This window comes from Streptomyces albiflavescens, from assembly GCF_014645835.1.
In the GTDB taxonomy this organism is placed as follows: domain Bacteria; phylum Actinomycetota; class Actinomycetes; order Streptomycetales; family Streptomycetaceae; genus Streptomyces; species Streptomyces albiflavescens.
This window is the reverse complement of sequence record NZ_BMMM01000006.1, coordinates 269,257-289,604: the sequence shown is the minus strand read 5'-3', so window position 1 is coordinate 289,604 and position 20,348 is coordinate 269,257. Positions and strand designations below refer to the sequence as shown.

Genomic DNA, 20,348 nt, shown 5'->3' with positions numbered 1-20,348 from the left:
GCCGGGAATTCTTCGCCCCACATGCGGCTTTCGGAACGATCACTTCCGCAATCCACAGATCTTCCACACAGCCTGTGGATAACTTTGCGGGGGCGTGGATGCCTGTGGACAACGCCTTGCCAAGTACCGCTCTCCACAAGGAAATCCAGTCAACCCTTAGACTCCCCTCTGCCCCGTTTCAGGGAGTCGCGCCCCTTTTATTGACGCCTCTCGGCCCCCGACGAGACCCCATTGATGATCAAGAGATGCAGTCCGGCATTCCACTCATAACGTGATGGAAGCGACGGACCGGAATACCGAGTCGTTCGCCGGAACCGCGCACCGGTAGCCTTGAGGGGTGATCGACCTTCGCCTGCTCCGTGAGGACCCCGACCGGGTTCGCGCCTCCCAGCGCGCCCGTGGAGAGGACGTCGCCCTTGTCGACTCCCTCCTCTCCGCCGACGAGCGGCGCAGGTCGTCCGGCGTCCGCTTCGACGAGCTGCGTTCCGAGCAGAAGGCGCTCGGCAAGCTGATCCCCAAGGCCTCGGGTGACGAGAAGGCCGAGTTGCTGAAGAAGGCGGGCCAGCTGGCTGCCGACGTCAAGGCGGCCGACGCCGAGCAGCACGAGGCGGACGAGGAGACCAAGCGGCTCCTCCTCCAGCTCGGCAACCTGGTGCACCCCGACGTCCCGGTCGGCGGCGAGGAGGACTTCGTCGTCCTGGAGACGCACGGCACCATCCGCGACTTCGGTGCCGAGGGCTTCGAACCCAAGGACCACCTGGAGCTCGGCGAGGCGCTGGGCGCCATCGACGTCGAGCGCGGCGCCAAGGTGTCCGGCTCCCGCTTCTACTACCTGACGGGTGTCGGCGCGCTCCTGGAGCTCGCCCTCGTCAACGCGGCGATCGCGCAGGCCACCGAGGCCGGCTTCACCCCGATGCTGACGCCCGCGCTGGTCCGCCCGCGCGCCATGGAGGGCACCGGCTTCCTCGGCCAGGCCGCGGAGAACGTGTACCACCTGGAGAAGGACGACTACTACCTGGTCGGCACCTCCGAGGTCCCTCTCGCGGCGTACCACATGGACGAGATCCTCGACGCCGAGCAGCTGCCGCTGCGCTACGCGGGTTTCTCCCCGTGCTTCCGCCGCGAGGCCGGCACCTACGGCAAGGACACCCGCGGCATCTTCCGCGTGCACCAGTTCGACAAGGTCGAGATGTTCTCGTACGTCGCTCCCGAGGACGCGGAGAACGAGCACAAGCGGCTCCTGGAGTGGGAGAAGCAGTGGCTGACCGGCCTCGAGCTGCCCTTCCAGGTCATCGACGTGGCCTCGGCCGACCTCGGCGCCTCCGCGACCCGCAAGTTCGACTGCGAGGCGTGGATCCCGACCCAGGGCAAGTACCGCGAGCTGACCTCGGCCTCGAACTGCGAGGGTTTCCAGGCCCGCCGCCTGTCCGTGCGCATGCGCGACGGCAAGAAGGTCCAGCCGCTCGCGACGCTGAACGGCACGCTGTGCGCCGTACCGCGCACGATCGTGGCGATCCTGGAGAACCACCAGCTGGCCGACGGCTCCGTCCGGGTGCCGGAGGTGCTGCGTCCGTATCTGGGCGGTCGTGAGGTCCTGGAGCCGATCGCCAAGTGACCGGCACCACCGGGTCGACCGGGGCAACCGCCTCGTTCCCCTACAAACTCGTCGCGACCGATCTCGACGGAACGCTGCTGCGCTCCGACGAGACGGTCTCGAAGCGTACGCGTGAGGCGCTCGCCGCGGTCACCGCGGCGGGTGCGGCACACATCGTCGTGACGGGGCGCGCGGTGCCCTGGACCCGGCACATCCTCGACGACCTCGGCTACGAGGGCCTCGCGGTGTGCGGTCAGGGCGCGCAGGTGTACGACGCGGGGGAGCACCGGCTGCTCACCTCGGTGACCCTGGACCGGCAGCTGGCCGGTCTGGCGCTCGCCAAGATCGAGGCGGAGGTCGGCCCGCTGCTGCTGGCCGCGAGCCGCGACGGGCTCGACGGCGAGGTGCTGGTGGGCCCCGGGTACCAGGTGCAGGACGGCCCGCTGCCGGTCGTCCCGATCAGGGACGCTTCGGACCTTTGGTCGGCGCCCCTGAACAAGGTGTACGTCCAGCATCCGACGCTCTCCGACGACGAGTTGGCCGCGGTGGCCACGGAGGCCGCGGGCGGACTCGTCGGCGTCACGATGGCCGGCGCGGGGATAGTGGAGCTTCTCCCCCTCGGCCTCTCCAAGGCGACGGGGCTGTCCCTGGCGGCCCGCCGCCTCGGCGCCAAGGCCTCGGACACCATCGCCTTCGGCGACATGCCGAACGACATCCCGATGTTCGCCTGGGCCGCCCGCAGCGTGGCCATGTCCAACGCCCACGACGACCTCAAGGCGGTCGCGGACGAGGTGACGCTCTCGCATGAGGAGGACGGCATCGCGGTGGTACTGGAGCGCCTGCTGGGCTAGGTGCATTGCCCTGTGATGTGCCGACCTCGGGGGTCAGCAAGTCCCTGGTGCGTTCTTGAGGAGGATGCGCGGATCGAACGCGCGCGGGGTTTCACCCCCGACCGCGGCTTAGCAAGCCGGTGCCTTACCTCTCGGCCAATCCTCCGGGTGGGCGGCCCGCGCGAGATGCGCGCTCGAAGCGGCCGCCCCGGGCAGCCCCCCGTGCGGGCGGGTTCGACGGAGGGTAACTACTCCGGAACCCGCTGCGGGCTGCCCTGTCGGGAGCTCGACGAACTGCTCCTGATGAACATCGTCGCGCTCCTCTCCCAGAACGTGGCGCCGACTCGATGCGGCGGGGTGGACAGAACTACTGTGCCCGTACGCCGACTTGGGCGCCACTGATTAAAAGCCGCCGCCTCCGGGGGTCACCGGAAGCGCCACCTGCGCCGACGCCCCTTGCTGAAGAACCACCCCGCGGGCGGCTCGTCGGACCGCCAGGGCTGCGGATCGGGTCCACCCTCGCGCCAGCGGGCGGCGAGCATACGCGCACGTGCCGACGGCTCGGTCGTCTCCGCGGAGCGTATGAAGTTCTCGTCGAGTACGAGGTCGTCCCAGACGTCCCCGACGTCCCCGGACTGCTCGCGACCGTCACCTCGTGGTTCCTCGGATGCCATCCCCGTTCCTCCTGGCCGTGCGTCCCAGTTTGCCCAGTGTGCCCCGACACACGTGAAGCCACTGTCAAAGAAAAAGGGGCTCCACGCGCGCGTGCGTGGCGACGGCCCGCGCGCGTGGAGCCCCCGCTCACTCCTCGCCCGCCAGTGTCAGCGACCTCAGCCGCTGCCCGGCGTACCAGGTGGCGAGCACGGTGACCGCGGCCAGCAGCACCGTCGCGGTGGGCAGGCCCACGTCCGAGGTGACGAGGTCGCCGCCGGTGACCTTGTGGCCCACCGCGAGCGCCCACTGCTGGACGCTGAGCGTGCGCGCACCGGACACCAGCGACCCGAAGAGGGCCTCCCAGACCAGCGCGTAGACGAGCCCGAAGACCACGGCGTGCCGGGTCACGGTCCCCAGGAGCAGGAACAGCGCGGCGTACGCGATCGAGGCGACCAGCGCGGCCACGGTGTAGGCGACGGCGATCTGCTGCCCGTTGCCGTTCAGGATCATGCCCGCGATGAACGTCGGCACCGCCGAGAACGCCATGGTGACGGCAACCGCGACGATCAGCTTGGTGAAGATGATCGTGGGCCGCTTCAGGGGCTTGGCCAGCAGATACACCACCGAGCCGTCATCGATCTCGGGCCCGATCGCGCCCGTGCCGGCGATGACGCCGATGATCGGGACCATCGTGGCGAGCGCGAACCCGCCGAGCACGTCCGAGGCCACCTGGTCGTCGGCTCCGGAGAAGCCGCGTACGGCCGCGGAGATGATGATGAGCAGGACCGGCAGGGCGCCGAGGATGAGGGCCCGGCGGCGGCCGAGCAGGCCCCGATAGGTGAGCCGGGCGACTGTGGGGTCGTACATCTTGGGCCTCCTACGCCGCGACGAGATACGAGAAGACGGACTCGAGGGACTCGTCGGACGGCGAGACCGTGAGCAGCCGGATGCCGTGCTCGCGCGCGACGCGCGGCAGCAGGGCGGTGAAGCGGCCGAAATCGACCGCCTGAATGCGCAGCGCGCCCTCCGCCAGGTCCACCTCGATGCCGGACGTCGAAGGATCGGCGATCAGCGCGGCGGCCAGCGCCCGGTCGTCGCTGGAGCGGACCAGGTAGCGGTGCGGGCGGTCGGTCATCAGGCGGCGGATGCGCCGGAAGTCGCCGCTCGCCGCGTGCCGTCCGGCGACGATCACCTCGATGTGCGCGGCGAGTTGCTCGACCTCTTCGAGGATGTGGGACGAGAACAGCACCGTGCGCCCCTCGTCGCCCATGCGTCGCAGCAGATCCATGAGCTGCATGCGCTGGCGCGGGTCCATGCCGTTGAAGGGCTCGTCGAGCAGCAGCAGGGAGGGGTCATGGACGAGCGCGGACGCCATCTTCACGCGCTGCCGCATGCCCTTGGAGTACGTCGAGATCTTGCGGTCCTGCGCGTACTCCATCTCGACCGTGGCGAGCGCCTTCTGGGCCGCCTTCGTGCCGAGGCCGTGCAACTCGGCGTTGGCGACGACGAATTCGCGGCCCGTGAGGAAGTCGTACATCGCTTCCCGCTCGGGGACGATGCCGATGTGCCGGTAGATCTGTTCGTTGCGCCAGACCTGCTGGCCGTCGAGGGTGACGGTGCCCGTGGAGGGGGCGAGGAAGCCGCCCATCATGTTGATCAGGGTGGACTTTCCGGCGCCGTTCGGGCCCAGCAGGCCGGTGACTCCGGGGCCGATGGTCATGGTGATGTCGTTGACCGCCACCACGTTGCCGAACCAGCGCGAGACGTGGTCGATGTTGAGCGTGGTCACAGCCCGACCTTTCGGTAGCGACGCATCAGGAGGCCGTAGCAGCCCGCGATGAGACCCAGGACGACGAGGAGGTAGACGACACCCTGCCCGGACGAGGGGCCTTCACCTCCGGGGAAGGCGGAGGTGGCGCCGAGGAAGGCCGTCTGCACTCCGTCGATGAGTGTGATCGGCGAGAAGAGGCCGAGCCACGGGACGGCTCCGGTGCTGGACTGGTCGAAGGCGATGGCCTGGACGGTGGAGACCGCCCCGTAGGAGATGGTCAGGGCGGCGATGACGGCCGCGATGCCGAAGCCGCGGCGCGGCGTGACCGCCGAGATGACCAGGCCGATGCCTGCGAAGAGGAGCGACAGCAGCGCCACGGAGACCAGCCCCTGTCCGAATCCCTTCGTCTGGTCGGCGAAGTCGAGCTTGGCCAGCAGCGCCCCTACGTAGAGCACGATCAGCGGCGCGGCCGTGAGGATGAACAGCGCCGAGGCCAGCGCCGCGTACTTGGCGCGTACGTAGTCGACGGTCTCGATGGGGCGCGAGAAGTACAGCGGGACGGTCTTGAAGCGCAGGTCGCGCGAGACGGACTGGGGTCCCTGGGAGGCGACGTACAGACCGATGACGGCCTGCATGATGATCGCGTAGCGCGTGTAGTCGACCGGCAGGTCCTTGGCCTTGGTGGCGACCGCGACGGCCACCATGATCAGCGCGGGGACGCACATCACTACGAAGAGCAGCATCGGCAGCACCTTGGACTTGACCGAGCGGCCGAGTCCGTAGGCGCCGCGCAGGGACTGCGAGTACAGCGAGCGGCGGGCGTAGGCGCGGCCCAGGCGCGGGCCGTCGTAGTTGCGGTAGCCGATGTTGTGGATACGGGTCTGCTCACCGGGCTGGGTGAGGGAGTGCTCAACCGCCATGACCGACCGCCTCCTTCCGCTGGTCGTCGCCCGTCATCTGTTCGTCTCGCGCCCGCTGGTCGTCGCTGTCCTTGAAGACCTCGGCGATGTGGTGCCGGCGCTGCTCCATCCGGACCAGGCCGAGGCCGAGGTCGGCGACGACGTCGCGGACGAGGTCGTACGTCTCCTCGCCCTCGGCGGTGAGCAGCAGGATGTGTCCGGCGCCGGGCAGGCCGCTGCCGTCGTGGGTCTCGATCCCGCGCGCGTGGAGCACGTCGCGCAGCGCGCCGGTGCCGTCCGGGTGCTCGTCGGTGTCGGTGACCTCGATGGCGAGGGTCGTCGTGGTCTGGGTGAAGTCCGTGGTGGAGCTGGAGCGCAGCAGCTTGCCGCCGTCGATGACGACGACGTGGTCGCAGGTGCGCTCCAGTTCGCCCAGGAGGTGCGAGGTGACCAGGACCGAGATGCCGAAGTCGGTGTGGATGCGGCGGATCAGGCCGAGCATCTCGTCGCGGCCGACCGGGTCGAGGCCGTTGGTCGGCTCGTCCAGGAAGACCAGCTGGGGGTCGTGGACGAGGGCCTGCGCGAGCTTCACGCGTTGCTTCATGCCCGTCGAGTAGCCGCCGATGGGGCGGTAGCGCTCCTCGTACAGACCGACATGGCGCAGCGTGTCCGCCGTGCGCTCGCGGGCCGCGGCCGGCGGGAGCCCGGACATGCGCGCCATGTGGACGACGAACTCGGTGGCCGAGACGTCGGGCGGCAGGCAGTCGTGCTCCGGCATGTACCCGACGCGCTCGCGGATGGCGCCGCCCTCGGTGGCGACGTCGAGGCCGAGCACTTGTGCGCGGCCCTCGGTGGCGGGGGACAGACCCAGCAGGATCTTGATCAGTGTGGACTTGCCGGCTCCGTTGGCTCCGACGAGTCCGGTCACACCGGGCCCGACGTCCACGGAGAGCCGGTCAAGAGCGGTCACCCTGGGGAACCGCTTGCTCAGGCTTTCGGTCGCGATCACAGTCACGCTTCGAAGGTAGTGGCGCACGCCACAGCGGTCGTCAGCCCACGGAGCTGGATCCGCATCAGACTCCAGTCGTACGGGCCCGTAGGGGTCCCCCTGAGGTCGAACAACCGACGGTCGGTCATCCACATCGGCGCGGTTGTCCACAGGCGTCACGCAGGTCTATTGACGCAGCCTCTAACAACTGTCACATTCACCAGTGTCAAGTTACGGGCACGTACCGCAGTCAGCGTGGACACAGGGTGGGCGGTGGCATGACGACGGCAGTGACAGATGAACTCTCCGCGGAACTGCGGGGGTTCAGGGAGGTGCAGCGTCTCGCGTACGCGTGCGCGGAGGCCGTGGCCGCGCAGCTGAAGCCCGGCGTGACCGAGCGCGAGGCGGCACGCATGCAGCGCGAGTGGCTGCGCGAGCGCGGGGTGCGGGACTGGTTCCATCTGCCCTTCGCCTGGTTCGGAGACCGCACGGCGTTCGTGAACTTCCGGATCCCGCTGCAGTTCTTCCCCACCAACCGCCGCCTGGAGCCGGGGATGCCCTTCATCCTCGACATGGCCCCGGTCCACAAGGGCTTTACGGCGGACATCGGTTATTCGGGCTCGCTCGGGCTCAACCCCGTGCAGGACAAGCTGCTCGCCGACCTGGAGGCGCACCGCGAGCTGATCCTGCGCGAGGTGCGCGAGCGGCGGCCGCTGCGCGAGATCTACGAGGACGTGGACCGGCTCATGGTCCGCCAGGGCTATGCGAACCGGCACCGGGCGTATCCCTTCGGCGTGATCGCCCACAAGGTGGACCGCGTGAAGGAACGCCCCTGGTCGCCGCATCTGTTCGGGTTCGGCACCCAGTCCCTCAAGGGGCTGGCGAGCGACGCGATCCACGGGCACCGCGACGGCTGGTCGCCGCTGTGGTCGCCCTACAGGTTCTCCGACCATCCGCCCCAGCCGGGGCTGTGGGCGGTCGAACCGCACCTCGGCTTCCGGGGTACGGGCGCGAAGTTCGAGGAGATCCTGGTCGTCACCGACTCCAAGGACCCTGAAGCGAGCGCGTTCTGGCTGGACGACGATCTGCCGCATGTGCGGCGCTGGGCGGAGGACAAGTGAGTCTCGAGGGCGCGCGCGAGCGCTGGGTACGGACGGGCGGAGTCGAGCTGTGCGTCGCGGAGTTGGGCGACGAGACGCAGCCCACGGTGGTGCTCGTGCACGGCTATCCGGACTCCAAGGAGGTGTGGTCCGAGGTCGCGACGCGCCTCGCCGACCGCTTCCACGTCGTGCTGTACGACGTACGGGGACACGGCAGCTCGACGGCACCGCAGCCACTGCGCGGCGGCTTCACGCTGGAGAAGCTGACCGACGACTTCCTGGCGGTCGTGGACGCGGTGAGCCCCGACAAGCCGGTGCACCTGGTCGGGCACGACTGGGGTTCGGTGCAGTCGTGGGAGTTCGTCACCGTCCGGCGCACCGAGGGCCGGATCGCGTCCTTCACCTCGATGTCCGGGCCGTCACTCGACCACTTCGGACACTGGATCAAGCAACGTGTGAAGCGGCCGACCCCGCGCAAGGTAGGCCAGCTCCTCGGCCAGGGCGCCAAGTCCTGGTACGTGTACCTGCTGCACACGCCCGTGCTGCCCGAGCTGGCCTGGCGCGGCCCCCTCGGCAAGCAGTGGCCCAAGATCCTCCAGCGGGTCGAGAAGGTGCCCTCGGGCGACTACCCGACCCCGTCGCTGCCGACCGACGCGGCGCACGGCGCCTGGCTGTACCGCGACAACGTACGGGCCCGGCTGAACCGACCCCGCGACGACGCGTACGCGCACGCGCCCGTGCAGCTCGTCACGCCCCTGGGGGACGCGTTTCTCTCCGAGCGGCTCTACGACGAGCTGGAGCAGTGGGCCCCGCAGCTGGTGCGCCGTACGCTCCCGGCCAAGCACTGGATTCCGCGCACACGCCCGGATCAACTGGCCGCCTGGATCACGGAGTTCGTGCACGCCAACGAGGACGGAGTGCCCGTGCGGGACACCGTGGCCACCGGCAAGTACGCGGACCGCTTCGGCGGGCAGCTCGTACTGGTCACCGGCGCGGGCAGTGGCATCGGACGGGCCACCGCCTTCGCGTTCGCCGAGGCCGGCGCACGCGTGATCGCCGTCGACCGGGATTCCGAGAGCGCGGCCCGCACCGCGGAGATGTCCCGGCTGATCGGCTCCCCCGAGGCCTGGGCCGAGACGGTCGACGTCTCCGACGAGCAGGCCATGGAGAAGCTCGCCGAGAAGGTCGCCACCGAGTACGGAGTGGTGGACGTACTGGTGAACAACGCCGGGATCGGCCTGTCGGGCTCCTTCTTCGACACGACCGCCGCGGACTGGAAGAAGGTCCTCGACGTCAATCTGTGGGGCGTGATCCACGGCTGCCGGCTCTTCGGGAAGCAGATGGCCGAGCGCGGCCAGGGCGGCCACATCGTCAACACCGCGTCGGCGGCGGCGTACCAGCCCTCCAAGGCGCTGCCCGCCTACAGCACCTCCAAGGCGGCCGTCCTGATGCTCAGCGAGTGCCTGCGCGCGGAGCTGGCAGGGCAGGGCATCGGCGTCTCGGCGATCTGCCCCGGCTTCGTCAACACGAACATCACCTCGACCGCTCGCTTCGCCGGGGTCGACGCCCTGGAGGAGAAGCGGCGCCAGAAGAAGTCGGCGCGGCTGTACGGGCTGCGCAACTACCCGCCGGAGAAGGTGGCCGACGCGATCGTACGCGCGGTGGTCCGCAACCAGGCGGTCGTGCCGGTCACCCCGGAGGCGCGGGGCGCCCACCTCATGTCGCGCTTCACGCCGAAAGCGCTCCGCGCGATCGCGCGAATGGAGCCACCGCTGTGACCGAGATGCCGAGCGACTCGATCGGCGACTCCGTGAGCGACGGCCACTACCCGATCACCCCGAGGCGGGTGTCCTTCGACTGGGAGGAGACCCCTCTCCACCGGATACCGGACGAGCCCACCGCCACGCACCTCACGACCCCCGGCTCGCCGGGCGCGCGCTACTCGCTCGCCGCACACAACAGGTCCGTACGCAAAGGGCTGTTGCCCACCTGGAGGGAACTCGGCGCGGCCATACCCCGCTATCTGCGGGGGTCGTACCATCCGTCGCAGGAGGGCTCACTGCGCAGGGCCGTGGAGTATCCGGCGCAGTCGCCGGCGGCGCGGTCGGCAGCGGGGGCGATCGGTCGGGCGGCGATCGCGTAGCGATGTCGCCCGACGCTGCGGGAGGGCAGGAAGTGTGAGCGACGAGTCGGTCGGTGTCGCCTACCGGATCGAGGACCTGGCACACCACAGCGGTGCCACGGTCCGGACGATCCGCGCCTATCAGGACCGCGGGCTGCTCCCCCGCCCCGAGCGGCGCGGCCGCGCCAATGTGTACGCGGACGCCCATCTGACCCGGCTGCGGCAGATCGCCGGTCTCCTCGACCGCGGCTACACGCTGGCCTCCATCAAGGAGCTCCTGGAGGCCTGGGACGCGGGTCGGGGCCTCGGCGGGATCCTGGGCCTGGTCGCGGAGGTCGACGGGCCGTGGACCGACGAGGAGGCAGCCCGGATCTCGCGTGCCGAGCTCGACGAACGGTTCGGCGGCAGCCCGGACGACGACGCGGTGGCCGACGCCGTGGAGCTCGGCGTGCTGGAGCCGATTCCCGGAGACGAGGACTCCTTTCTCGTCCCGAGCCCTCAAGAGCTGGCCGTGGCAGTCGAGTTGTATGCGACGGGCGTTCCGCTGTCCGCGATCTCGGGCCATCTGCGGGAGTTGAGGGGTCAGGTCGAGCACATCGCCGCCCGTTTCCTGGAGTTCACGACCGAGCATGTCTTCGCGCGTTATCTGGGGGAGCACCCGCCGACCGACGCCGAGGCGGCCGAGGCGGCCTCGCTCGTACGGCGGCTGCGGCCGCTCGCGCAGCAGACGGTGGACGCCGAACTGGCCCGCGCCATGCGACTGTTCGCCAACCGGTACCTGCATCAACACCTTGGCGCGGGGCAGCCGGTGGAGCGCCGCATCGAGACGCATACCGTGGAGATTCCCACGGACACAATGCGGGCTGTGGAAGGGCTGGTTGGGGCGGGCCAGGTGGCGGCCTTCATCACGGCTGCCGCCGAACGGGAGGTGCAGGCACGCACCTTGGATCGCCTCGCGTCAAACCACGGCAATAACAGCAAGGTTGATGAAACCGCCTAAATTGCCTGTGAGTTGTCCACAGAATCGCCAAATCCCCTGTGGATAACAGGACTTGGCTGTGGATCAAACCTCCGAATCAAAATCAAATGCGTGACCCGTCTCTCGCCAGGCACCCTGGAGAGATGAACGAACGGATGGATGAAAGACGCACCGTGAAGGTGTCGAAGTACCTCTCGAAGCATCTGCGGCACCAGCCCGAGCGGATCGGGCTCACCCTCGGCGAGGGCGGCTGGGTCGAGATCGAGACGCTGATGGCCGCGGCGGCCGCGCACGGCTTCCGGTTCACGCGTGAGGAGCTCGATCACGTCGTGGCCCACAACGACAAGCGGCGCTTCGCGATCGAGGGGACCCGGATCCGCGCCAGCCAGGGCCACTCCGTCGAGGTCGACCTCGGACTGCCCCCGGCGACCCCGCCCGCGTACCTCTATCACGGGACCGTGGCCCGCAACCTGGACGCGATCCGCGCCGAGGGCCTGCGGCCCATGAACCGGCACGACGTGCACCTCTCGCCGGACCGGGAGACCGCGACCCGCGTCGGCGCCCGCCGCGGCCGGCCGGTCGTGCTCTCCGTGGACGCCGCCGCCATGCACCGCGACGGCCATGTCTTCCGGGTCAGCGCGAACGAAGTCTGGCTCACTCAGGCCGTACCCCCGCAGTACCTGCGATTTCCCTCGGGGCACTGACAGGCAGGCAGCGCGGGTCATCACAGGCAGGCAGCGCGGGTGATCATGCGGTGGCCGCGACCACTCCGCGATTCCCTTTACGCTCGATGCATGAGTCTGCGTCTGAGCACCGTGATCCTGCCGTACGTCCGCTGGCACGAGGGCGGGCGTTCCGCCTGGCAGCGTGCGGAGCAGCTCGGCTTCCACACCGCGTTCACGTACGACCATCTGTCGTGGCGGACCTTTCGGGACGGCCCGTGGTTCGGGGCCGTGCCGACACTGACCGCCGCGGCCGCCGTCACCGAGCGCCTCCGCCTCGGCACGCTCGTGACCTCGCCGAACTTCCGGCATCCGGTGACCCTCGCCAAGGAACTGATCTCCCTCGACGACATCTCGAACGGCCGGATCACCCTGGGCATAGGAGCGGGTGGCACCGGCTTCGACGCCACGGCGCTCGGCCAGGACCCGTGGACCCCGCGCGAGCGCGCCAACCGCTTCGGCGAGTTCGTGCCGCTGCTCGACCGGCTCCTCACCGAGGACTCCGTTTCGTACGGCGGTGACTACTACTCGGCGCACGAGGCGCGGAACATCCCGGGCTGTGTCCAGCGCCCCCGGCTCCCGTTCGCGGTGGCCGCCACCGGTCCGCGCGGACTGAAGCTCGCCGCCCAGCACGGACAGGCGTGGGTGACGACCGGTGACCCGAAGCTGTACGAAACGGGCACCCCTCACCAGTCGATTCAGGCCATTCGCGGGCAGGCCGACAAGCTGGCCGACGCATGCGCCGCGATCGGCCGGGACGCGAACGAGCTCGACAAGATCCTGCTCACCGGCTTCACTCCGGACCGCGGCCGTCCGCTGGAGTCCCTGGACGCGTTCGTCGATTTCGCAGGCAGGCACGCTGAGCTCGGCTTCACCGACATCGTGATCCACTGGCCCATCCCCGACTCGGACTTCGCGGCTGACGTGAAGGTCTTCGAGCGGATCGCGATGGAGGCCCCGGCACAGCTGCCCTGAGGTCCCGCACAGCTGCCCTGAGGTCCCGCACAGCTGCCTTGAGGTCCGGCACGGATGTCCTGAGAGCCGGCCCAGTTGTCCTGAGGGGTCGGCCAGCCCGAACCGAGAGTCAGGCCCTGCCGGCTCTGGTTCGACGGGGCGTAACGATGCTGGTGAGGACGGTAACCACTCAAGTGTGCGCACCGCCGCACGGCCGTGCGCGCATATGCGGGAGAATGGGCGCGTGACCTCAGCGACTCGACAGCCCGAGACCCCGGCCTCCACTGTTCCGCCCCGGCTGATCGCCACGGATCTCGACGGCACCCTGTTGCGCGACGACAAGTCGGTGTCCGAGCGCACGATCGCCGCCCTCGCCGCCGCCGAGGAGGCGGGCATCGAGGTCTTCTTCGTCACCGGCCGCCCGGCCCGCTGGATGGACGTCGTCAGCGACCACGTCCACGGGCACGGCCTGGCGATCTGCGGCAACGGCGCCGCGGTGGTCGACCTGCACGGCGGCCCCGGCGCCCACCGCTTCGTGAAGATCCGTGAGTTGGCTCCCGACATCGCGCTCGACGTCATCCAGCTGCTGCGCTCGGCGGCGCCCGGCACTGTGTGCGCCGTCGAGCGGACGTACGGCCTCCACCTCGAACCGGGCTACCCCTCGCTGCACATGGAGCCCCCGGAGACCGTCGCACCCGCCGAGAAGCTCCTCGCCGAGGATGCGCTGGACGCCGATCAGCCGGTGCTCAAGGTACTCGCGTACCACCCCGAGATGGACCCGGACGGTTTCCTCACCGTCGCCCGCCTGGCCATCGGCGACCGGGCCAATGTGACCAGGTCGAGTCCCAGCGCCCTCCTTGAGATCAGCGGCCCCGGCGTCTCCAAGGCCAGCACCCTGGCGCTGTGCTGCGCCGAACGCGGCATCTCCCACGAGGAGGTCGTCGCCTTCGGTGACATGCCGAACGACGTCGAGATGCTCACCTGGGCGGGCCAGTCGTACGCGATGGGCAACGCCCACCCCGAGGTGATCGCCGCGGCCTCCGGGCGCACGGTCGCGAACAACGACGACGGGGTGGCGGTCGTCATCGAGCGGATCCTCGCGGAGCGGCTGTAAGCGGATTCTCGTGGAGCGGTTGCAGGAGCGGGAGCGCGCCCTTTACCGGGCGCCCGCGCCCGCCGTCCGCTGGATGTCCACCCCGTGCTCCGCGAGCCATGGCACAGGGTCGATGGCCGACCCCGGGTCCGGTGTGACGCGCACCTCGAAGTGCAGATGCGGACCGGTCGAGTTGCCGCTGGTGCCGGACTGCCCGATCCACTGCCCGGTGGACACCCGCTCTCCCTGGTCCACGGCGACGGCGGCGAGGTGTGCGTACCGCGTGCAGTAGCCGCCGGGGTGTTCGATCACGATCTCGATGCCGAACGCGCCGCGGCAGGACACACTCACCACCCGGCCCGTCCCGACCGCGCGGACCGGCGTGCCGATGGGCACCGCGAAGTCCTGCCCGGTGTGCCGGCTCGCCCAGTGCTTGCCGGCACGGCCGAAGCCCGCGGAGAGTACGTACGTCCGCACCGGCGCGACCCACGCGCGCTTGGACTTCGTCTTCGGCTGCTCCAGCCGGACGGCGCCACGGCAGGAGCCCGCGGCCACCGAGGCGTCCGCCTGGCTCTGGAGCGTCGACCGCGCCTCTTCGAGCTTCGCCTGGATGATCCGCTTCATCTCGGCGAATTCACCGTTCCGGTGCTCCACCGCCTGCCACTCGGACCGGGCCCTCGCCTCGTCGGCGGCGAGCCGGGCTTCCGCGCGACGGCTCTTGGTCACCGCGTTGCTGACGTCGAGATCCGCCCGCCAGACAGCGCGCTGACCGCGTATCAGGTCATCGGGGCCGCCCGCGATCAGAATCTGCGCGGTGTACGGGAGCCCGCCACCCTGCCGGTACTGTTCGCGAGCGATCCGGCCCAGGTCCTCATGCCGCGCCGCGACCTCCTGCCGCTCACGTGCGAGGAGTCGCTCGGCCCGCCGCGCCTTGGTCCGCTGCGCCTCGGCCTCCCGCCGTCCCGCCTCGTACTGCCGCGTCGCCACGGAGGCGTCCTCGTACAGCCGCGCCACGCGTGCGCTGATGCCGGGGTCCTCGCCATCGTCTTCGGCCGCCGTGGGCCGGGCCGCGAGGACCACGAGCGCACACAGGAGCGCCGACACGAGCAGCGGACGGCGGCGGGAAAAACGCATGGCAGCGATCGTGTCCCGCGCCGTCGGGCGCGGTCTCGTCCACGTCGTGCACCTGGGGGACCGATCGCCACGGATGGGTCACTCGGCTGGGCCGAACAGGTGCCTGGCCTCGGTACGTTGGCCACAGCGCTCGGGGGACGAGGGGGAGCCGGGGGGGGGACGAGGGCCCGGGATGCAACGGCGACCCGGGGGGTTGAGGGCCCGGGATGCCAGGGCGACCCGGGAGCGTCAGTGGGGCGCCTGCCACACCACCGTCGTGCCGCTCCCGTCGTCACCGATCCCCGGCCCGTACCAGCTGTCGCCGCCCAGGGCCTCGGCGCGCCGCTTGAGGTTCCGCAGACCGCTGCGTCGGCCGCCGCTCGGGATGCCGACGCCGTCGTCGGCGACCGTGAGCCGTACGGCCTGCCTCCCGCCCGGCAGTTGGACGGTCGCGTCGACGACGACGTCGATGTGGGAGGCCCCGGAGTGCCGGAAGGCATTGGAGAGAGCCTCGCGCAGGGCGGCGATGAGGTTCTTGCCGGTGAGTTCGCCGACCACCGTGTCGACGGGCCCGATGAAGCGGTGGCCAGGCTTGAAGCCGAGGGGCACGGCGGCCATGTTGATCTCGCGCAGCACGCGGGTGCGCAGTCCGGACGGCGCTTCGGCGGGGCCTTGGCTGAGGGCGAAGATGGCGGTGCGGATCTCCTGGATGGTGACGTCGAGTTCGTCGACCGCCTTGCCGACGCCCTCCTGAACCTCGGGCACGATCGACCTCCGCTGCGCGCTCTCGAGCAGCATCCCCGTCGCGAACAGCCGCTGGATGACGAGGTCGTGCAGGTCACGGGCGATCCGGTCACGGTCCTCGTACACCGCGAGCCGCTCCCGGTCCCGCTGGGCCTCGGCCATGATCAACGCGAGCGCGGCCTGGGCGGCGAACTGCGCGGCCAGGGTGCGCTCGGTCTTCGTGAACGAACGCTCTCCTTGGGCGCGCGCCAGGACGAGGGCCCCGAGCAGTCGGCCTTCGCTCTGCAGCGGCAGCATCATGACCGGCCCGTAGTCGCGCACGAGATCGGTGAGCAGGCGCGCGTCGGTGGTCGCGTCCTCGACGAACACCGGCTTTCCGTCGAGGAGTTCGGCGACGGCCTCGCTCTCCGGCGGGATGACGAGGCCGAGCGCCTTCGACCGGCGTTCCGAGGCGACGGCGACGATCTCCAGACCGCCCTCCTTCGCGGGAAGCAGCACGATCCCGGCCGCTGAGCCGGAGAGCCGGCGGGCCTGTTCGGCGACGACCTGGAGGGCTTCCTCGGCGTCGCTGCCCGACAACAGCGTCGTCGTGACGGCCACCGAGCCGTCGATCCAGCGCTCGCGCTGGTGGGCGGCCTCGTACAGGCGGGCGTTGCCGATGGCGATGCCCGCCTCCGCGGCCAGCACCCGGACCATGTTGAGGTCGCCGTCGTCGAACGGGCCGCCGCCGCGCTTCTCGGTCAGGTACAGATTCCCGAAGATCTCTCCGTGCACCCGGATCGGAACCCCGAGGAAGCTCCGCATCGGCGGATGGTGCTCGGGGAACCCGCAGGCCCGCGGATCATCGGCCACGTTCGCCAGCCGCACCGGCTCCGGATCGTGGATGAGCGCCCCGAGCAGCCCCGTGTGCCCGTCGGGCAGCCGTCCGATCCGCCGGGCGGTCCCCTCGTCGAGCCCGTGGTGGATCAGGTCAACGATGCCCTCCCCGTCCTCTGCCGCGACCCCGATGGCCGCGTACCGCGCGTCCGTGAGCTCGGCCGCCGTCTCGCAGATCCGGTCCAGCGTGGAGTGCAGTTCCAGCCCCGATCCGACCGACCGGATCGCCTCCAGCAGTTGTGGCACCCGCGCGGTCACCTCGGTAGGCAGCCCGTGCGGACCCCGGGGCAGCCGAGTCGCCGCGTCCGGGCTGACGTCCGGGCCGCTGTCCCGGTCGGGCGAGGCGGGAGCTACTGACATGCCTCGAGCGTAGTTAGTCCTATTTGTAACGGAAACTTGGGCTATGCGGCCTGGACCAGCAGATCCCCCGCCGCCTCCCGCTCCACCATCTCGCGCAGCGGACCCGCGACAGCCGCCAGCGCCGCGTACCGACCTCGCTGGACGACCCGACCCTCCGCGAGCACGATCACCTCGTCCACCGCGTCGAGCCCGGCCAGCCGGTGCGTGATCAGCAGCGTCGTACGGCCCTCGGTCGCGGCCAGCAGATCAGCGGTGAGCGCGTCGGCAGTCGGCAGGTCGAGGTGTTCCGCGGGCTCGTCGAGGACGAGGACGGGGAAGTCGGCGAGCAGTGCCCGGGACAGTGCGAGCCGCTGGCGCTGGCCGCCGGACAGCCGGGCCCCGTGCTCCCCGATGAGTGTGTCGAGCCCGTCGGGCAGCCCGTCCACCCAGTCGAGGAGCTGCGCCCGCGCGAGCGCCTCACGCAGTTCGGCCTCGGTCGCCTCCTTCCGGGCCAGCAGCAGGTTCTCGCGGACCGTGCTGTCGAAGAGGTGGGCGTCCTGGGCACAGAGCCCGACCAGACGGCGTACGGCGTCTCCGTCCATCGCGTACGCGTCCACGCCGCCCAGCGTGTACGTCCCGGCGCCCGCGTCCAGGAATCGCAGCAGCACCTGCGCGAGCGTGGTCTTGCCGGACCCCGAGGCGCCGACGACGGCGATCCTGCGGCCCTGCTCGAGAGTCAGGTCGAGCCCGGCGAGCGCGTCCCGGTCCTGTCCGGTGTGGCGGGCCCGGAGCCCTCGCACAGACAGCGGGAACGGCGACGCCGGGGCCGGCTGCGGACGCTCCGGTTCGCGGACCGGGTCGGGGGCGTCCAGCACCTCGTACACGCGCTCCGCGCTCTTACGCACCCGCTGCCGGTACTGGACGGCGAGCGGCAGCCCCATGACGGCCTCGAACGCGGCCAGCGGGGTGAGGACCACGACGGCCATCGCCACGCCGCCCAGCCGTCCCGTGGCGACCGCCTGGGCGCCCACGAGGGCGGTGGCCGCGACGGTCAGCCCGGACGCGAGTGCCGTGAGTCCGTCGCCGAGCGCGGTCGCGGTGGCAGCCCGGGAGGCGATGCGGGTGAGCACCGTGTCGGCCTGCCGTGCCTCGGCGGTACGGGCGGGCAGCGCGCCCGCGACGGTCAACTCGGCCGTTCCCGTGAGCAGGTCGGTCACCCGGGTCGCCAGGACGCCGCGCGCGGGAGCCAGCCGCCGTTCGGCTCGCCGCGCCACGGCGCCGGTGACGAGCGGGACGCCGACCCCGGCCGCCAGCAGTCCGACGGCGAGTGCGGCACCGGCCTCGGGCAGCAGCCAGGCGGTGAAGCCTACGGAGGCGGCGGACACCACGACCGCGGCGCCCGCGGGCAGCAGCCACCGCAGCCAGTAGTCCTGCATCGCGTCCACGTCCGCGACCAGCCGCGACAGCAGATCGCCTCGCCGGGTCGTCCGCAGCCCCGCGGGCGCGAGGCTTTCGAGGCGCCGGTACACGGCGACCCGGGTGTCGGCCAGCATCCGCAGCACCGCGTCGTGCGACACGAGCCGCTCCGCGTACCGGAACACGGCCCGGCCGATCCCGAACGCCCGCGTGGCCGTCACGGCCACCATCAGATACAGCACGGGTGGCTGCTGGGACGCCCGCGAAATGAGCCACCCGGAGGTGGCCATCAGCCCGACGGCGCTGCCGAGCGCGAGGCTGCCGAGGAGCAGAGCGAGCGCGAGCGGCCCCCGCCGGGGAGCGGCCATGGCCCGGACTCGGGCGAGCACGCCGCCACGCTGCCGCGGAGCCGGTGGGGGCTCTTGGCCCTCGGTCAGGGGCAGGCTTTCCGGCTCGACCGGCCGGAGCGGCCGGGCGGGGCCGGCTTCCACGGGGCCGGACGCCTCGACAGGTGCCCCGGACTCCAGTCGCACCACCCGGTCCGCCACTCCCAGCAACGCCGGGCGGTGCACCACCAGCAACACCGTCCGCCCCACGGCGAGCCGCCGCACCGCCTCCACGACCTCCGCCTCCGTCGATCCGTCCAACGAGGCCGTCGGCTCGTCGAGGAGCAGCACGGGCCGGTCCGCGAGGAACGCCCGGGCGAGGGCAAGGCGTTGGCGCTGGCCGGCCGACAGCCCGGCGCCGTCCTCGCCGAGGACCGTGTCGACCCCGTCGGGCAGCGCTTCCACGAAGCCGGCCGCACCCGCGTCGACGAGCGCCTGCCGTAGCGCCGCGTCGTCCGCGTCGGGCCGCGCCAGCCGCACGTTCTCGGCAATGGACCCGGCGTAGAGATGGGGCCGCTGCGGCACCCAGGCCACCCGTGACCGCCACTCGGACAGGTCGGCCTCGGCAAGATCGACTCCCCCGACCCGCACCCGCCCCGTGGTGGGCTCCACGAACCCCAGCAGGACGTTCAGCAGCGTCGACTTGCCCACGCCGCTCGGCCCGACCAGGGCCACGGTCTCACCGGGCTCGACTGCGAAGGAGACGTCCGTGACCGCGTCGCCGGAGCGCCCGGGATACCGCACGCTCACCCCCTCGAAGCCGATCTCCCCCACCGGCGCGTGCAACGAGCCCGAGGCCGGCACCGGGGCTTCCAGCACCGAGAAGATCTCCTCGGCCGCCGCGAGCCCCTCGGCGGCGGCGTGGTACTGCGCCCCCACCTGCCGCAGCGGCAGATATGCCTCGGGCGCGAGGACGAGGATGACGAGCCCCACATACAGATCCATCTCGCCGTGCACGAGCCGCATTCCGATGGTCACCGCGACCAGCGCGACCGAGATGGTGGCGAGCAGCTCCAGCGCGAAGGACGACAGGAAGGCGATCCGCAGCGTCCGCATGGTCGCCTGCCGGTACTCACCGGTGATCTTCCGGATCGACTCGGCCTGCGCCTTGGCCCGGCCGAACACCTTGAGCGTGGGAAGTCCCGCGACGACGTCCAGGAAGTGCCCCGAAAGGCGGGACAGCAGCCGCCACTGGCGGTCCATCTGGGTCCGCGTGGCCCAGCCGATCAGAATCATGAAGAGGGGAATCAACGGCAGCGTGCCGACGATGATCGCCGCCGACTCCCAGTCTTCGGTGACGATCCGGGCGAGGACGGCCACCGGGACCACCACCGCGAGCCCCAACTGCGGCAGATAGCGGGAGAAGTAGTCGTCGAGCGCGTCGACTCCCCGTGTGGCGAGGGACACCAGCGAGCCCGTCCGCTGCCCGCTCAGCCACCCGGGACCGAGCAGCGCAGCCCGCTCCAGCAGCCTCCCCCGCAACTCCGACTTGACCGCCGCGCTCGCCCGGTGCGCAGCGAGCTCGGTGAGCCAGGAGACGACCGCCCGTCCGATGGCAACCACCGCCAACAGCAACAGGGGCGTGCGGAGCGCTCCGGCCGAGAGACCGTGCTGGAAGGCGCCGACCACCACTTCGGCGATGAGCATCGCCTGAGCAATGACCAGGGCCGCTCCAGCAGCCCCCAGTCCAACGACGGCCGCGAGAAACAGGCGAGTGGCGCGGGCGTACCGAAGCAGACGCGGATCGATCGGTTTCACGTGAAACACA

Annotated in this window: 16 protein-coding genes, 1 tRNA gene and 1 pseudogene; 9 read left to right on the top strand and 9 right to left on the bottom strand. The window is 70.7% G+C overall.

The window, feature by feature from the left end:
• The first annotated feature begins 337 nt into the window (after positions 1 to 337).
• Positions 338 to 1,615: a serine--tRNA ligase gene (serS, locus tag IEY95_RS18825; RefSeq protein WP_189187193.1), complete on the top strand. Its 1,278-nt coding sequence runs from the start codon at positions 338 to 340 to the stop codon at positions 1,613 to 1,615.
• Complete coding sequence (locus IEY95_RS18820) at positions 1,612 to 2,445, top strand: HAD family hydrolase (protein WP_189187192.1); 834 nt, start codon at positions 1,612 to 1,614, stop codon at positions 2,443 to 2,445. The genes serS and IEY95_RS18820 overlap by 4 nt, the downstream gene beginning before the upstream one ends.
• Before the next feature lie 58 nt (positions 2,446 to 2,503).
• Here the strand turns inward: IEY95_RS18820 and IEY95_RS18815 are convergent.
• The 6 genes from IEY95_RS18815 to IEY95_RS18790 form a co-directional block, all read right to left on the bottom strand.
• Positions 2,504 to 2,590, bottom strand: a tRNA-Ser gene (locus IEY95_RS18815).
• A gap of 259 nt (positions 2,591 to 2,849) precedes the next feature.
• On the bottom strand, positions 2,850 to 3,098 hold the full coding sequence (locus IEY95_RS18810; protein WP_189187191.1) for an SGM_3592 family protein: 249 nt from the start codon (positions 3,096 to 3,098) through the stop codon (positions 2,850 to 2,852).
• 127 nt (positions 3,099 to 3,225) lie between these two features.
• Positions 3,226 to 3,945 carry an ABC transporter permease gene (locus IEY95_RS18805; protein ID WP_189187190.1) on the bottom strand — a complete coding sequence of 240 codons (720 nt, stop codon included), beginning with the start codon at positions 3,943 to 3,945 and terminating at the stop codon, positions 3,226 to 3,228.
• Between the two features lie 10 nt (positions 3,946 to 3,955).
• Positions 3,956 to 4,867, bottom strand: coding sequence for an ABC transporter ATP-binding protein (locus IEY95_RS18800; protein ID WP_189187189.1), 912 nt, complete (start codon positions 4,865 to 4,867; stop codon positions 3,956 to 3,958).
• A complete protein-coding gene (locus IEY95_RS18795) occupies positions 4,864 to 5,769 on the bottom strand; it encodes an ABC transporter permease subunit (RefSeq protein WP_189187188.1) in 906 nt (301 codons plus the stop codon). Before IEY95_RS18795 ends, IEY95_RS18800 begins: the two co-directional genes overlap by 4 nt.
• Positions 5,759 to 6,757: an ABC transporter ATP-binding protein gene (locus tag IEY95_RS18790; protein WP_189187370.1), complete on the bottom strand. Its 999-nt coding sequence runs from the start codon at positions 6,755 to 6,757 to the stop codon at positions 5,759 to 5,761. The genes IEY95_RS18795 and IEY95_RS18790 overlap by 11 nt, the downstream gene beginning before the upstream one ends.
• A 257-nt stretch (positions 6,758 to 7,014) precedes the next feature.
• On the opposite strand from IEY95_RS18790, the gene IEY95_RS18785 reads away from it, so the two are divergent.
• The 7 genes and pseudogenes from IEY95_RS18785 (at position 7,015) to IEY95_RS18755 (ending at position 13,727) form a co-directional block, all read left to right on the top strand.
• Complete coding sequence (locus tag IEY95_RS18785) at positions 7,015 to 7,857, top strand: M24 family metallopeptidase (protein WP_189187187.1); 843 nt, start codon at positions 7,015 to 7,017, stop codon at positions 7,855 to 7,857.
• The gene (locus tag IEY95_RS18780) at positions 7,854 to 9,614 is read left to right on the top strand and encodes an SDR family oxidoreductase (RefSeq protein WP_189187186.1); all 1,761 of its coding nucleotides are present in this window, start codon (positions 7,854 to 7,856) and stop codon (positions 9,612 to 9,614) included. The genes IEY95_RS18785 and IEY95_RS18780 overlap by 4 nt, the downstream gene beginning before the upstream one ends.
• A 133-nt stretch (positions 9,615 to 9,747) precedes the next feature.
• Positions 9,748 to 9,979: pseudogene (locus tag IEY95_RS18775) on the top strand (metal-dependent hydrolase); the annotation flags it as partial.
• Positions 9,980 to 10,013: 34 nt separating this feature from the next.
• The gene (locus tag IEY95_RS18770; RefSeq protein ID WP_189187185.1) at positions 10,014 to 10,958 is read left to right on the top strand and encodes a MerR family transcriptional regulator; all 945 of its coding nucleotides are present in this window, start codon (positions 10,014 to 10,016) and stop codon (positions 10,956 to 10,958) included.
• Between the two features lie 134 nt (positions 10,959 to 11,092).
• Positions 11,093 to 11,641, top strand: coding sequence for an RNA 2'-phosphotransferase (locus IEY95_RS18765; protein WP_189187184.1), 549 nt, complete (start codon positions 11,093 to 11,095; stop codon positions 11,639 to 11,641).
• Positions 11,642 to 11,731: 90 nt separating this feature from the next.
• Positions 11,732 to 12,634, top strand: coding sequence for an LLM class flavin-dependent oxidoreductase (locus IEY95_RS18760; protein WP_189187183.1), 903 nt, complete (start codon positions 11,732 to 11,734; stop codon positions 12,632 to 12,634).
• A gap of 205 nt (positions 12,635 to 12,839) precedes the next feature.
• Positions 12,840 to 13,727 carry a Cof-type HAD-IIB family hydrolase gene (locus IEY95_RS18755; RefSeq protein WP_189187182.1) on the top strand — a complete coding sequence of 296 codons (888 nt, stop codon included), beginning with the start codon at positions 12,840 to 12,842 and terminating at the stop codon, positions 13,725 to 13,727.
• Positions 13,728 to 13,769: 42 nt separating this feature from the next.
• On the opposite strand, the gene IEY95_RS18750 is transcribed toward IEY95_RS18755, so the two are convergent.
• From IEY95_RS18750 to cydD, 3 genes are all read right to left on the bottom strand, one after another.
• A complete protein-coding gene (locus IEY95_RS18750) occupies positions 13,770 to 14,840 on the bottom strand; it encodes a M23 family metallopeptidase (protein WP_189187181.1) in 1,071 nt (356 codons plus the stop codon).
• 228 nt (positions 14,841 to 15,068) lie between these two features.
• Positions 15,069 to 16,799, bottom strand: a complete 1,731-nt coding sequence (locus IEY95_RS18745) for a GAF domain-containing sensor histidine kinase (RefSeq protein WP_189187180.1) — start codon at positions 16,797 to 16,799, stop codon at positions 15,069 to 15,071.
• Positions 16,800 to 16,840: 41 nt separating this feature from the next.
• The gene (gene cydD / locus IEY95_RS18740; protein ID WP_189187179.1) at positions 16,841 to 20,338 is read right to left on the bottom strand and encodes a thiol reductant ABC exporter subunit CydD; all 3,498 of its coding nucleotides are present in this window, start codon (positions 20,336 to 20,338) and stop codon (positions 16,841 to 16,843) included.
• Positions 20,339 to 20,348 lie beyond the last annotated feature (10 nt).

What these genes read in the sequence shown, in the direction of transcription:
- IEY95_RS18810 (WP_189187191.1), bottom strand. Translation starts at nt 3,098, where the DNA reads ATGGCATCCGAGGAACCACGAGGTGACGGTCGCGAGCAGTCCGGGGAC.
- IEY95_RS18805 (WP_189187190.1), bottom strand. Translation starts at nt 3,945, where the DNA reads ATGTACGACCCCACAGTCGCCCGGCTCACCTATCGGGGCCTGCTCGGC.
- IEY95_RS18795 (WP_189187188.1), bottom strand. Translation starts at nt 5,769, where the DNA reads ATGGCGGTTGAGCACTCCCTCACCCAGCCCGGTGAGCAGACCCGTATC.
- IEY95_RS18785 (WP_189187187.1), top strand. Translation starts at nt 7,015, where the DNA reads ATGACGACGGCAGTGACAGATGAACTCTCCGCGGAACTGCGGGGGTTC.
- IEY95_RS18765 (WP_189187184.1), top strand. Translation starts at nt 11,093, where the DNA reads ATGGATGAAAGACGCACCGTGAAGGTGTCGAAGTACCTCTCGAAGCAT.
- IEY95_RS18760 (WP_189187183.1), top strand. Translation starts at nt 11,732, where the DNA reads ATGAGTCTGCGTCTGAGCACCGTGATCCTGCCGTACGTCCGCTGGCAC.
- IEY95_RS18755 (WP_189187182.1), top strand. Translation starts at nt 12,840, where the DNA reads ATGCGGGAGAATGGGCGCGTGACCTCAGCGACTCGACAGCCCGAGACC.
- IEY95_RS18750 (WP_189187181.1), bottom strand. Translation starts at nt 14,840, where the DNA reads ATGCGTTTTTCCCGCCGCCGTCCGCTGCTCGTGTCGGCGCTCCTGTGT.
- IEY95_RS18745 (WP_189187180.1), bottom strand. Translation starts at nt 16,799, where the DNA reads ATGTCAGTAGCTCCCGCCTCGCCCGACCGGGACAGCGGCCCGGACGTC.